The following is a 13,197-nucleotide window of genomic DNA, read 5'->3' as shown; positions in this document are numbered from 1 at the left end:
CTGACGGAGTAACATGCATGGGCGGCCATCGTGCCGCCCATATTCTTTTATGACTGCAGAACTCATCGCACAATCGAATCCCACGCTCGCTGCCGAAGCGGATCGCTGCGTCGCCTGCGGCCTGTGTTTGCCGTATTGTCCGACCTACCGCAAAACACAGTCCGAAGCCGACTCCCCGCGCGGACGCATCCAGCTCATCAAAGCCGTTTCGGAAGGCAAACTACTCGCCAGCCCGCGCTTCGCGCAGCACATCGACCTCTGCCTTTCCTGCCGCGCCTGCGAAAGCGCGTGCCCGAACGGCGTGCGTTACGGTGCGCTGGCAGACAGCGCGCGCGCGATGATCGCCGGCAAACCAGGCTGGAAGCAGCGCGCGGCGAACTGGCTGCTGGAGCACCGCCGGGCCCTGGCCTTGGCCGGGCGCATCGCCCGCTTCGGGCAAATCACGGGCCTGCGCCGCGCCGCTACCGCATTGCTTCCCCGCCTCAAAGCTTCGGCCGAGCTCTTGCCCATCGTGCCCGCTCAGGAAATCTGGCGCACCTGCTATCCGGCGCATAACGCCAAGGGCGAAGTCGCGCTGTTCCTCGGCTGCGTGACTTCCGTTGCCGACACCGACACGTTGCGTGCGGCGATCCATGTGCTCAACCATCTCGGCTACACCGTGCGCGTGCCGCTAGATCAAGCTTGCTGCGGCGGGATTGCGCGGCAATCCGGAGACGCGGAAGCCTCCGCGCGCATGCTGGAGCGCAATGTCAATGCCTTCGCCAAATTGGGCGATATGCCGATGCTCACTGTCGCCAGCGGCTGCGGAAGCGGCCTGCGCGACCACATGGGCAAACAGGTCACGGACATTTCCGCTTTCCTCTCCGCCGCAAACTGGGGCGACGTGGTGCCGGACGCCTTGAGCGGCACGATCCATGTTCACGACTCCTGCACGCTGAGAAACGCGATGCGTCAGCATAGCGAGGTTTACTCCCTGCTGAAGCGTATCCCGCAAGCCGACGTATGTGCCTTGCCCGGCAACGGCCAGTGCTGCGGCGGTGCCGGCACCTACATGCTGACGCAACCAGAAATGGCACAGCGCCTGCGCGATGATAAAATCAGCGCATGCGCCGAATCCGGCGCCCGCCTGCTGGCGACATCCAACATCGGCTGCGCACTGTATATCGCCGCCGGCCTGCGCGAAAACGGCATGAATGTCGAGATTGCGCATCCCGTCGTCATTCTGGCCAAACAATTGGGGTGGAAACCATGAATCTGATCGACCGCTTCATCGCCGAATTCGACCAAGGTCTGCGTACCGTGCTGGCCGAAGCGCAAACCTTGCGCCCTTTCCCTGACCGCGATAAAAGCGAATCTCAGCTCAGCGATTCCGAAAAACGCCGCGCCGCCGCACTGATGCGCATCAATCATAGCGGCGAAGTCTGCGCCCAGGCGCTTTATAACGGACAAGCGCTTACCGCACGCAATCCGGCTACGGAGGCCGCTTTGCGTGAAGCCTCGCAGGAAGAAACCGAACACCTTGCCTGGTGCGAAAAGCGCATCAGGGAACTCGGCAGCCACAAGAGCTTCCTCAACCCGATGTTCTATGCCGGTTCCTTTGCCCTCGGCGCTTTCGCCGGCGCTCTAGGCGACAAATGGAATCTCGGCTTTCTCGCCGAAACCGAAAATCAGGTCGGCAAGCACATCGAAGGCCACCTCAAGCGCCTGCCCGACCAGGACGAGAAAAGCCGCGCCATCCTCGAACAGATGAAAATCGACGAAGCCAGGCACGCCACTACCGCCATTACCCACGGCGGCGCCCCCTTGCCGCTTCCGGTCAAGCTGGCGATGGAGCTCTCCTCAAAGATCATGACCAAAACAACGTACTGGATTTGAGGATGTGTTCACACTAATTTCACGACTGCGTTGTTTTAAGAAAGCGATGGATGCAAGGCGCACGGCACAGCGAATGATCATTCCATTCGCAAGCTGTGCAACACCGCAGACGCGCTTTCTTAAAACAACCCTCCGGGACGGGGGCGATTTGGGCGCCCTCCTTTGTCGCAAGCCACTCATTGTGAGCGACATAACTGCGTGTCTTGCTTCGCGGATGGCATCCCAAATCGCCCCCGTCGCAGACGCGAAATTAGTGTGAACACATCCTTTATGCCTCAATTCAAAGCCAACCTCGACACCTTCCCCGTCATCGACGGCATCGCTCGCCTGGAGTTGCTTGACAACACCGGCAAGATCGCCGGCGTCATCGAAAACAAGGCCGGCAGCCAGGGCTCGCTGCGTCTGTATCTGCATCTGGTAAATCTGTACGGCAGCATCACGCCGGAAGCTGCTGAAAAAGGATTGGAGCTATATGCGGAACATACTGCTGATGCTGAAGATAATCCGGGCAAGCACCCGAATATCGACCGCCTGTTTGAGGTGATAGAGAAACAGCAAACGCTGACGATACGCAAGATCGCAGCTTAATAAAAAAGCCGGCATGCCGGCTTTTTTATTGCTCACTACTTACCGTTGCACGACACGGCAATTTGCACAGACACGGTAATGTCTGGTGGGATGGATAGCATCATGAGTTACCTAGGCGCCAAGCGTAGCTTATGCTCCAGCCTGTTCCTCTACGATCTCGAAATCATGCGTAATCTCCGCCGTCTTCCCTAGCATCAGCGACGCCGAGCAATATTTCTCGGCCGACAGCTTGATCGCCCGCTCCACCTGCGCAGGAACGAGCTTGCGGCCCTTCACCACAAAGTGCACATGAATCTTGGTGAACACCTTGGGCACCTCGTCCGCCCGTTCAGCCTGGAGTTCCGCATAGCAGTCGGTGACGTCCTGGCGGGATTTTTTCAGGATGGTGACCACGTCGAAGGCGGTGCAGCTACCCATGCCGATCAGCAGCAACTCCATCGGGCGCATGCCGAGATTGCGACCGCCGGATTCCGGAGCACCGTCGATAACGATGGCATGGCCGGTTTCCGACTCGCCGACGAAGCAGACGTTTTCAACCCATTTGACGCGTGCGTGCATGATTTTTCCTGTAATGGTTCCGAATTAAGTGATTTTATCCGAAAGGAGCTTGTGTAAACTAACGTCAATTCATTTCGGAACGGCCCGCCATGCAGTACAAGGATCTACGCGACTTCCTCTCGCAACTCGAAACGCTCGGCGAACTGCGGCGCGTGAATGTGCCGGTAAACCCGAAACTTGAAATGACGGAAATCTGCGACCGCGTACTCAAATCCGGCGGCCCGGCCATCCTGTTCGAGCAACCTGCGGGCCATACCATACCGGTACTCGGCAATTTGTTCGGCACGCCGCGCCGGGTGGCATTGGGCATGGGGCAGGAAAATGTCGAGGCGCTACGCGATGTTGGCAAGCTGTTGGCCTTTCTGAAAGAGCCGGAGCCGCCGAAAGGGCTGCGCGATGCGTGGGAGAAATGGCCCAAGTTCAAGAAGATCCTCGACATGGCGCCCAAAACTGTCAGCCGTGCGCCGTGCCAGGAAGTGGTACTGGAGGGCGACGAAGTCGATCTCGCGAAACTCCCTATCCAGACCTGCTGGCCGGGAGACGCCGGGCCGCTGATTACCTGGGGCCTGACTGTAACCAAGGGGCCACTTAAAGAGCGGCAGAACCTCGGGATCTATCGCCAGCAGGTGATCGCCAGGAACAAGGTCATCATGCGCTGGTTGGCACATCGCGGCGGCGCGCTGGATTTTCGCGACTGGTGCAATGCGCACCCGGGAGAGCCGTTTCCGGTGGCGGTGGCACTGGGCGCCGATCCGGCGACCATACTCGGCGCGGTAACGCCGGTGCCGGATACCTTGTCCGAATACCAGTTTGCGGGATTGCTGCGCGGCGGCAAGACGGAAATCGTCAAATGTGTGAGCAACGGCCTGCATGTGCCGGCGGGGGCAGAAATCGTGCTCGAAGGCCACATCATGCCGGGCGAAACCGCGCCCGAAGGGCCGTTTGGCGATCACACCGGCTATTACAACGAAGTGGACAGCTTTCCGGTGTTCACGATCACGCATATCACCATGCGGCGTGACCCGATCTACCATAGCACCTATACCGGCAAGCCGCCGGACGAGCCGGCCGTGCTGGGCGTCGCACTCAACGAAGTGTTCGTGCCGCTGCTGCAGAAACAATTCCCCGAAATTACGGATTTCTACCTTCCGCCGGAGGGATGCAGCTATCGCCTCGCGGTCGTCAGCATGAAAAAGCAGTATCCCGGCCATGCCAAGCGCGTGTTGATGGGAGTGTGGAGTTTCCTGCGCCAGTTCATGTACACAAAATTCATCATCGTCACCGACGACGATGTGAACATTCGCGACTGGAAAGAAGTGGTATGGGCCATGACCACCCGAGTAGATGCGGCACGCGATACCGTGATTGTCGAGAATACGCCTATCGATTACCTGGACTTTGCCAGCCCGGTATCAGGCCTTGGCAGCAAGATGGGCATAGACGCCACCAACAAGTGGCGCGGCGAAACCACGCGCGAATGGGGCCGCCCGATCACGATGGACGAGGCGGTGAAATCGCGTGTGGATGCAATGTGGGATAGTTTGGGGCTGGAGTAGCGAAGCTATTCGCCAACGTTACCCCTCGCCCCAGCCTCTCTTCCTCAAAGGGGAGAACGGCTGAAAATGCGAGCGCCTGCGTTACAGGAGAGCGCTCGTAGCGCTGCCTGAATCCGCTTAATGCGACGGCGTATGCGTGTCCTTGGTTTTTTCCTCGTTCCAGATGCAGTAGCCCAGCCAGAAACATACGACTACCACGGTGAGAATAATCGTGGCCAACGACATGATTCCAACGGTCGATCCGAACAGTACTTTCAGCATGATGCCCTCCGCTTTGTTGTTAAATAATATATTAGGATAGTTTAATCCTAATTAAAGGCAAAAAACAAGCACCCGAAAGTGCTTGTTTTGATCACGATCCTTTAATCGCTCAGCGCAGGCCCAGCAACTCGACGTCGAATACCAGTGTGGCATTCGGCGGGATCACACCGCCTGCACCGCGCGTGCCATAGCCCATGTGCGACGGGATGATCAATGTGCGCTTGCCGCCGATCTTCATGCCTGCCACGCCTTCATCCCAACCGCGAATGACCTGGCCGCCGCCGAGATAGAAGGAAAACGGTTCGCCGCGATCGAGCGAGCTGTCGAACTTGTCGCCGTGACCGTCAGGTTTGCTGGGGTCGTACAGCCAGCCGGTGTAATGCACGGTGACCTCAACCGGGGGCACGGCTTCCTTGCCGTCGCCGATGGTCTGGTCGATTTTCATGAGATCGTTCACTGCCTTGGGCATGGTAGTCATGGTTTTTTCCTTGGATTGATGGTGAGCATCGACGGCAATCGCGCCGACGGCGAACAGGGCGAGCAGCGCAGCCCCGGCGAAAATAGTGGTTTTTTTCATGGAAGCCTCGAATGAGATTCGGAACGCGACATGATACCGCAAGAGCGCCCGTCTCTGCTCCTGCGCGAGCGCAAAAGTGGTCATGTTATGCAAGGGAATACTCCTGCTTGCAATTCAAGCGGGATGCTGGAATGCTTCGCTGTTCTGCGATGATTACTCACCTTATGTTTGCTGGATTCCGACAACTTTCGATACATGACGCGGCACAAGGCGCAGCGATTCCCGTGCTCGTGTTTTACCCCACGGAACTGCCCGCGACCACGGTAACGCTGGGGCCTTATCAGTTCGAGGTCAGCCCGGATGCGCCGATAGCGCAGGGCTCATATCCGATCGCCGTGATTTCGCACGGCAGCGGCGGCACGCACATCCTGTATCGCACCATCGCCATGCATCTGGCGAAAAACGGCTACGTGGTCGCGGTGCCGGAACATCCCGGAAACAACCGCCTCGACAATTCGCTGTACGGCACGGTGGATAATCTGGTCAATCGGCCGCGCCATGTAAGGCTGGTGATCGACGCGCTCATCGCGGATACCGAACTCGGACCAATAGTGGAAAAGGACAAGGCAGCGGTGATCGGGCACTCCATGGGCGGTTATACCGCACTGGCCGTGGCCGGCGGAACGCCCTGGTCCAGGGAAGGCAAGCCGGTAGCGGTCGAGACCGACGCGCGGGTGCGCGCCATCGTGCTGCTGGCCCCGGCCACGGCGTGGTATCAGCCCGAAAATGCGCTGGAAGGGGTCAAGGTGCCTATCCTGATGATGACCGGCGAGCACGACGACGTCACGCCGCAATGGCATGCGGACCTGGTATTGGATCGCGTGCCGGAACGGGAGCGCGTGCATTTTCGCGTGGTCGAAAACGCCGGGCATTTCTCGTTTCTCAGCCCGTTTCCGCCCAAGCTGAAAGCGGGCGGCTTTGCGCCCACATTGGACCCGGAGGGATTCGACCGCGAAGCGTTTCATGAAGAACTACCGGAAGAAATACGACAATTCCTCGACCGGCACCTGAAATTCGCCGGTTAATCGCGATAGTGGTATAGCCACTCCAGCAATGCCTCCTGCGCCGGCTTGCTGTTGGCAGCGCGGGTGTCGTTCACCATGAACACCACGACCCAGCGCCGACCCTGGGCATCGAGCAAATACCCCGCTACCGCCCTGACATTATCCAGCGAGCCGCTCTTGAGATGGGCGCGGCCCGCATATGCGCCGTTGGCCGTGCGCCGCTTGAGCGTGCCGTCCACGGCATACACGGGAAGAGAAGACATCAACTCCGGCATGAACGGATGATCATGCGCCGCAAGCAGCAATTCGCCGAGGTGCCGCGCACTGATGCGTTCGAGGCGAGAAAGCCCGGAACCGTTTTCGAGGACGAGCTCCGGGAAATCCAGGCCATTGGCTGCGAGCCAGGCGCGGATGACCTCAATGCCCTTGGCCGGACTGCCGGGCACGCCGCCGCGCTCTGCGCCCAGGGTCATCAGTAATTGGCGGGCCATCAGATTGTTGCTGTATTTATTGATCTGGCGGATCACATCCGAAAGCGGCGGCGACGTCATGGACACAATGGACGCCATATCCGGTGGCACGATGCCTTCGCGCATCCGGCCGTTAAGTATCCCGCCCTGCTCCCGCCATAAACTTCTGAATAGCTGGAAAACGTATTCCGCATGGCGCGGCAGGCTGAGGTCCAGGACTTTTTCGCCGCATTGAGCGGAATAAGTGCCGCTGAATACGATGACCAGCTTGTCATCGCGCTCCTGCACTTCGTACTCCAGCCGGTTTTTCCAGTCGCCGCAGCCGGTACGGTCGGCCTTGAGGCGATTGACGACCTGAAGTTGCGGCAGTTCGGGATCAACGGCGATGACGACGGCATCGCTTTCCGCGCGGAAATGGAAACCGGTGGCCTTGAAATTCACCAGCAGCGCATCCGGGCCCGCGTTGTAGGGACGATAGGGATCATCATCGAAAGCGCCGGGGTCGAAGGCGATGGACTCGAAATAGCTGCGATCCAGCACCAGATCGCCCCGGATTTCCTTGATCCCGGCGAGGCGAAGCGCGTGAACGAGGCTCCAGAATTTCTCCAGCGTCAGCGCCGGATCGCCATAGCCCTTGAGGATGAGATCGCCGTCGATAACACCTGCTACAGCCGGCCTGGAGGAGTAGATTTCAGTACGCCAGGTATAAGCCGGGCCCAGCATATCGAGACCGGCGTAAGTGGTCAGCAGCTTCATCACCGAGGCCGGATTCATCGGCTGTTCGGAATGCTCGGCGAGTACGGGTAGATTGGCATCGACGCGGCGGGCGTAAATCGAGACGGACGCCTCGGGAATACCGGCCGCTTTCAGCGCCTGGGCGACCGGCTCTGGCAGGGCCGCCGCCTGCGCCGCTGAGGCAAGGAATGCAAAAAGAAGAATGGCGAACCGCATCAGCCCATGACCTTGCGCAACACGGCAATCGTCTGGCATGCAAGCCATGCGATCTCATCGTCGGAAATCACATACGGAGGCATGAAATACACAGTGTTGCCGATGGGGCGCAGCAGCAGCCCGTGTGCCAGGGCTTCCTGGTAGAAACGGTGCGGGAAATCCGCCGGGGCATCGACCACGTCGAAAGCCCAGATCATGCCGGTGTTGCGCAGATGCGCGACGGGCATGTCGCACAGCGGCTGAAGGGCTGCGTTCATCTTTGCCTGCCTGCCGCGATTCGCGTTCAGGATGTCGTCTTCCTCGAAAATCGCCAGGGTCGCGAGTGCGGCGCGGCAGGCGAGTGCGTTGCCGGTGTAGCTGTGCGAGTGCAGAAACCCCCGTGTGACCGAGTCGTCGTAAAACGCCTGGTAAACCGTGTCGGTCGTCAGCACGGCGGAAAGCGGCAGGTAACCGCCGGTGATGCCTTTCGACACGCAGATGAAATCGGGGCGAATGCCGGCCTGCTCGCACGCGAACATCGTGCCGGTGCGGCCAAAGCCAACGGCGATTTCATCGGCGATCAAATGGACTGCATAGCGGTCGCAGAGCGCGCGGGCCTGCTTCAGGTAGGCCGGATGATACATCGCCATGCCGGCCGCGCCCTGCACCAGCGGCTCCAGGATCAGGGCGGCGATTTCCCCGTGATGCCCGACGAGGTAGCCGTCCAGCGCCTCGGCGCAGCGCAGTGCGTACTCCTCGGCGGACTCGCCCTCCTCCGCCAGCCGCCAGTCGGGGCTGGGCATCTGTACGCTTTGCCGCAGCAGGGGCGCGTAGGTGTCCTTGAACAGCGCGACGTCGGTGACCGAAAGCGCGCCTACGGTTTCGCCGTGATAACTGTTGTTCAGGCTGACGAAGCAGGACTTCTGCGGTTTGCCGGTGTTGCGCCAGTAATGAAAGCTCATCTTGAGCGCGATTTCCGTTGCGGAAGCGCCATCGGAACCGTAAAACGCATGCCCCAGCCCGGTGAGCACGCCGAGCTTCTCCGAAAGCTCGACCACCGGCTCGTGCGTAAAACCGGCGAGCATCACGTGTTCCAGCTTGTTCAGTTGATCACGCAGCGCGGCGTTGATGCGCGGATTGCCATGGCCAAACAGGTTGACCCACCATGAGCTGACGGCATCCAGGTAACGGTTGCCGTCGAAATCGTGCAGCCAGACGCCTTCGGCGCGCGCAATCGGCACCAGCGGCAGGTTTTCCAGCGATTTCATTTGCGTGCAGGGGTGCCACACGGCCGCGCTGCTTCTGTTGCGCCAGCTTTCGTTGTTCATTCGGTTTCCTCGGCGAAGCTGAGATCGATGACGCCGCCATTCATGCGTTCAAGCAGGACCTCAAGCGCGTGATGCGCCTGGCGCAATTGCGGAATGCCGGCACGGGCGTCACCATTGTTTCCGGCCTGGTAAAGCTCCATCAACCGCATGCCGATCCGGTGCATATCTTCATGCGCCAGTTCAAACTGCCGCAGCAGGCCATGATCGAACGTCTCCTCGCGGTCGGCATAGGCGATCCAGCGGCCGGTATGGCATTTGTGATGGTCCATGATCGGCCAGTTCGGCGGAGACGGCTGCCGGGACTGTAAGCACTCCACCATCCGGTTCATCCATTGCTTGCCCTCGATTTTCTTCAGTAGCGAAAGCGAATGTGCCGAAGAGATCGGCGATTGCGCGTAAGCCATCCATTCGGGGAAAGGCCGGAAATCCTTCGCCCATGGCAGGATCAGTTCGGCTGGCATCGGACGGGCAACGCCGTATCCCTGCACGACCTGGCAGCCCATGATGAGCAGCATCAAGCCATGTTCGCGGGTTTCGACGCCTTCGGCGACCACATCGCGCCGGAATGCGTGGGCCAGCCCGACCACTCCCTCGACGATGGCATAGTCGTCGGGATCGTCGATCATGTCGCGGACGAAGCTCTGGTCGATCTTGATCGTGCTTGCCGGCAAATGGCGCAAATGCGCCAGCGAGGAATAGCCGGTGCCGAAATCGTCCAGAGCGATGCTGACGCCCAGGTTGTCGCGACATGCCCCGATAATGGCGCTGACCGCCGACAGATCGCCCATGACGCTGCTTTCCAGGATTTCCAGTTCCAGGCGGGAAGCAGGAATATCCGGATGTTTCGACAACGCGGACTCAAGTTGCAGGAAGAAATCCTTCCATTGCAGGAACCGGGGAGAAAGATTCACGCTGACCTGGATATCGAGGCCGGCACTGCGCCAGGCACTGAGCTGCTCCAGCGCCTGCTCGATCACCCAGGCGCCCAGCACGTGCTCGAGCGCCGTCCCTTCGATTACCGGCAGAAACTGGGCTGGCGGCAGGGTGCCGCGCTCGGGATGATTCCAGCGGATGAGCGCTTCCGCGCCCAGCACTTCTCCGCTCTTCATATTCACCTTGGGCTGGTAATACAGGCAGAACTCGCCGGCGGCCAATGCCTCCTCAAGCCGGCCGAGCAGTTGACGACTGCTCTGTATCTGCTGGTCCTGCGCGGGATCGAACAGGCGGAAACGGTTGCGCCCGTCGAGCTTGGCCTGGTACATGGCCTGATCCGCATGGCGCAGCAAGGTATCGGGGTCGGCCTCGTCCATCGGATAAATAGTGACCCCGCTGCTGGCGGCAATCGTGACGGAGCGCTCATCGAACTGGTACGGCTGGGCAATGGCGGCGTGGATGCGGGCCATGGCCTGCTCGACCTGATCGACGGCATGGATATCGCCGATCAGCAGCGCAAACTCGTCGCCGCCAAGGCGCGATACGGTGTCTTCTCCACGCAGGCTGGCCTTGATGCGCGCCGCCACCTCGATCAGCAGACGGTCCCCGGCCTCGTGCCCCAGGCTGTCATTGACTTCCTTGAATCCGTCCAGATCGAGATAGCACACGGCAAGCATGGCCTGCTCGCGCCTGCAATGGGCAATCGCCTGCGCAAAGCGGTCGGCGAACAGCGTGCGGTTGGGCAGCCTGGTCAGCACGTCGTAATGCGCCATCAGTTCCAGCGTCTGCTGCTGAAGCTTGATCTGGGTGATATCCGAGAACAGGCTGACGTAATTCACGATATTGTCGCGTTCGTCGCGCAGTGCGGTAATCGTCAGCAATTCGGCATACATTTCACCGTTCTTCTTGCAGTTCCAGACTTCACCCTGCCAATGGCCGAGCGTCTTCAAATCCGTCCAGATCGCTTCGAAGAACTCGGGCGGATGCTTGTCGGACTTGAGCATGCTCGACTGCCGGCCGATGACTTCCTCCGGGGCATAACCGGTGATCTCGCTGAAGGTCGGATTGACGTCGACGATGGCGCCGGCAGCATCCATGATCAAGATGCCTTCATGTGCATCGCTGAACACGCGTGCCGCCAGGCTGAGTTTTTCTTCGGCGCGGCGGCGCAGGCCGATTTCACGGCGCAGGCGCCAGTTCCAGTAAAGAATGGACAGCATCAATACCAGCCCGCCGCCTCCATAGAGCACCATCGTTTTATAGGGAATGCCCGGCTCGATGCTGAGACCGTACCAGCGACTGACAATCGCATCTTTTTCCTCTTTCGGGATGCTGTCCAACGCCTTGTCCAGAATCGCGACCAGTTCCGGCTCGCTGGATACCACGGCCATCCGGTGTTCGCTGTAATAAGAAGTCACGCCAGCCACTTGCAGCCCGGCCAGACTGCTGCGCATGATTTCATAATTCGCAGAGGCGGTATCGCCGACATACGCCTCCGCCTTGCCCGCCGAAACGGCTTCCAGCGCCCGATGGACGCTGGGTACCGCCACCACCTCGATATCAGGATATTCGCGGCGTAGCGTCTCTTCCATGAAATAGCCTTTGACCACGCTCACGCGCTTTCCGCGCAGCCGCTCCAGATCCCCTAAATACCCGGAGCTTTGTGCGGTAACGATCGCTACGGACACGCGGCTGACAGGCTGGGTGAAGCGCAAGTAACGCTCACGCTCGGGCGTCTTGACGGCAAAGGCGATCATGTCCAGTTGCCGTTGTTTCGCCATATCCAGCACCGCCTGCCAGGACTGATCCTTGATGATATCCATGCGCACATCCAGCTTTTGCGCCACCAGCGCCAGCAGATCCGCCGCCATGCCCTGGTAGCGGCCTGTTTCGTCCACCCATTCGTAAGGTGCGAAATCGCGGTCGATACCAATGCGCAGTGTCTTGTGCGCCTTCAGCCAGGCCTGCTCCTTCTGTGACAGGCGCAATTCGTTTTGCGCTTTGTCGGGCAGGATGAAACCGTCCAGCGAGGCATCCTTTTTCGCCAAACCAAGCCGTTGGTAGATTTGCAGCAGATTGGCAAAACGCTTGTCGTCGATGCTGCCGAGCGGAATCAGTTGGGGCAGGATGAGGCCGGCCATTTCGCGCGCCTCGTAATCCAGGTGCTCCTTCGACACCGGCGCAATCCGGGAAACGTATTTTTGCCTGATCATGCGGGCGACCTCGTCCGGATGATCGAGCGCATACGCCCATCCTTTCAGCGTAGCGCGCCGCATTTTTTCCACGCGCTCCGGATGGCCGGCGATTTCGCCTTCGGTGGTAAACATCAGGTCGCCGGGGATATCGACGCCGTAATTGAGTGGGTTGATGACATTGAAGGCGATGCCTTTTTGCGTCAGCAGAAAAGGCTCGTTGGTGATATAGGCGGAAACCACATCCACCTTGCCCGTGACGAGATCCTCGTAATTGAAGCTGTGGCGTAGCCAGGTATAGCGATCCTGCCCAATGTCCGCCCCGGAAAACATCGCCAGCAGCGGGGCGTTGTTATTGCTGTCCATCATCACCCGCTTGCCGACCATTTCATAGGGGCTGACGATGCCCGAACTTCTCAGGGTGAGGAACACCAGGGGGTTATGCTGAAAAATACCGGCAATCGCCACCACTGGCTTGCCATTCAATCGGTCCAGCAACAAGCCCGAGTCATGTATGCCGTACTGGGCATGCCCATCCAGCACCCGGGCTGTGATCTCGGTGCCCGGAATGCGCTCCAGCAGGGTGACATCCAGGCCTTCGTCGGCGTAGTAGCCTTTTTCCCGGGCGGCGTAGTAGCCGGCAAACTGGAAGGAATGCAGCCATTTGAGCTGCACCGCGACTTTCTCGGCCTCCGGTGCTGCGGCGGCAAGCGCCGGACCAGGAATCCATTGCCCGAGCAGCAAGAAAAACCAACAGATGACTGCTCTCAACATAGAAGTGGGGCGCGGAATCAGGCCGAATAAAAGACATGCCGATTATACTGGAAGCCCGCCCCTCCGTTGCCAGCATTCCCTTCGAAATACAATCGGCGAAGTCGCAATTAAATCGATTGCAGGCAAGGACTTATTTCACTAGAGTACCCGC

11 protein-coding genes are annotated in these 13,197 nt (G+C 59.6%); 5 read left to right on the top strand and 6 right to left on the bottom strand.

Features of this window, described 5'->3' with window-relative positions; genetic code table 11:
- The first annotated feature begins 49 nt into the window (after positions 1-49).
- From A7976_RS13485 to A7976_RS13475, 3 genes are all read left to right on the top strand, one after another.
- Positions 50-1,252: a (Fe-S)-binding protein gene (locus A7976_RS13485; RefSeq protein WP_067112996.1), complete on the top strand. Its 1,203-nt coding sequence runs from the start codon at positions 50-52 to the stop codon at positions 1,250-1,252.
- Entirely contained in the window at positions 1,249-1,875 is a 627-nt protein-coding gene (gene coq7 / locus A7976_RS13480) for a 2-polyprenyl-3-methyl-6-methoxy-1,4-benzoquinone monooxygenase (RefSeq protein WP_067112992.1), read from the top strand. The genes A7976_RS13485 and coq7 overlap by 4 nt, the downstream gene beginning before the upstream one ends.
- A 270-nt stretch (positions 1,876-2,145) precedes the next feature.
- Positions 2,146-2,463, top strand: coding sequence for a DUF2322 family protein (locus A7976_RS13475; protein ID WP_067112990.1), 318 nt, complete (start codon positions 2,146-2,148; stop codon positions 2,461-2,463).
- A 129-nt stretch (positions 2,464-2,592) separates the two neighbouring features.
- Here the strand turns inward: A7976_RS13475 and A7976_RS13470 are convergent, their stop codons facing one another.
- Positions 2,593-3,021 (bottom strand): OsmC family protein, encoded by a 429-nt coding sequence (locus A7976_RS13470; protein ID WP_067112988.1) that lies wholly within the window; start codon positions 3,019-3,021, stop codon positions 2,593-2,595.
- A gap of 89 nt (positions 3,022-3,110) precedes the next feature.
- Between A7976_RS13470 and ubiD the strand changes: the two genes are divergently transcribed.
- Positions 3,111-4,577: a 4-hydroxy-3-polyprenylbenzoate decarboxylase gene (gene ubiD, locus A7976_RS13465; RefSeq protein ID WP_067112986.1), complete on the top strand. Its 1,467-nt coding sequence runs from the start codon at positions 3,111-3,113 to the stop codon at positions 4,575-4,577.
- Between the two features lie 117 nt (positions 4,578-4,694).
- Here ubiD and A7976_RS14920 read toward each other — a convergent pair whose 3' ends face one another.
- Both A7976_RS14920 and A7976_RS13460 read right to left on the bottom strand, forming a co-directional pair.
- The gene (locus A7976_RS14920; RefSeq protein ID WP_082878157.1) at positions 4,695-4,838 is read right to left on the bottom strand and encodes a DUF3149 domain-containing protein; all 144 of its coding nucleotides are present in this window, start codon (positions 4,836-4,838) and stop codon (positions 4,695-4,697) included.
- Between the two features lie 109 nt (positions 4,839-4,947).
- A complete protein-coding gene (locus A7976_RS13460; RefSeq protein WP_371440627.1) occupies positions 4,948-5,316 on the bottom strand; it encodes an FKBP-type peptidyl-prolyl cis-trans isomerase in 369 nt (122 codons plus the stop codon).
- A 263-nt stretch (positions 5,317-5,579) separates the two neighbouring features.
- Here A7976_RS13460 and A7976_RS13455 point away from each other — a divergent pair, with 263 nt between their 5' ends.
- The gene (locus tag A7976_RS13455) at positions 5,580-6,440 is read left to right on the top strand and encodes an alpha/beta fold hydrolase (protein WP_082878156.1); all 861 of its coding nucleotides are present in this window, start codon (positions 5,580-5,582) and stop codon (positions 6,438-6,440) included.
- Here the strand turns inward: A7976_RS13455 and dacB are convergent.
- Genes dacB through A7976_RS13440 form a run of 3 tightly spaced genes read right to left on the bottom strand, consistent with a single transcriptional unit; the run spans position 6,437 to position 13,046 of the window.
- Entirely contained in the window at positions 6,437-7,888 is a 1,452-nt protein-coding gene (gene dacB, locus A7976_RS13450; protein WP_240483890.1) for a D-alanyl-D-alanine carboxypeptidase/D-alanyl-D-alanine-endopeptidase, read from the bottom strand. The two genes, A7976_RS13455 and dacB, sit on opposite strands and share 4 nt — an antisense overlap.
- A complete protein-coding gene (gene bioA, locus A7976_RS13445) occupies positions 7,840-9,147 on the bottom strand; it encodes an adenosylmethionine--8-amino-7-oxononanoate transaminase (RefSeq protein WP_067112970.1) in 1,308 nt (435 codons plus the stop codon). The genes dacB and bioA overlap by 49 nt, the downstream gene beginning before the upstream one ends.
- Positions 9,144-13,046 carry an EAL domain-containing protein gene (locus A7976_RS13440; RefSeq protein ID WP_082878155.1) on the bottom strand — a complete coding sequence of 1,301 codons (3,903 nt, stop codon included), beginning with the start codon at positions 13,044-13,046 and terminating at the stop codon, positions 9,144-9,146. Before A7976_RS13440 ends, bioA begins: the two co-directional genes overlap by 4 nt.
- Positions 13,047-13,197: the final 151 nt, after the last annotated feature.

This window comes from Methylobacillus sp. MM3, assembly GCF_001645185.1.
GTDB lineage: Bacteria > Pseudomonadota > Gammaproteobacteria > Burkholderiales > Methylophilaceae > MM2.
This window is presented reverse-complemented; position numbering and strand designations above follow the sequence as displayed.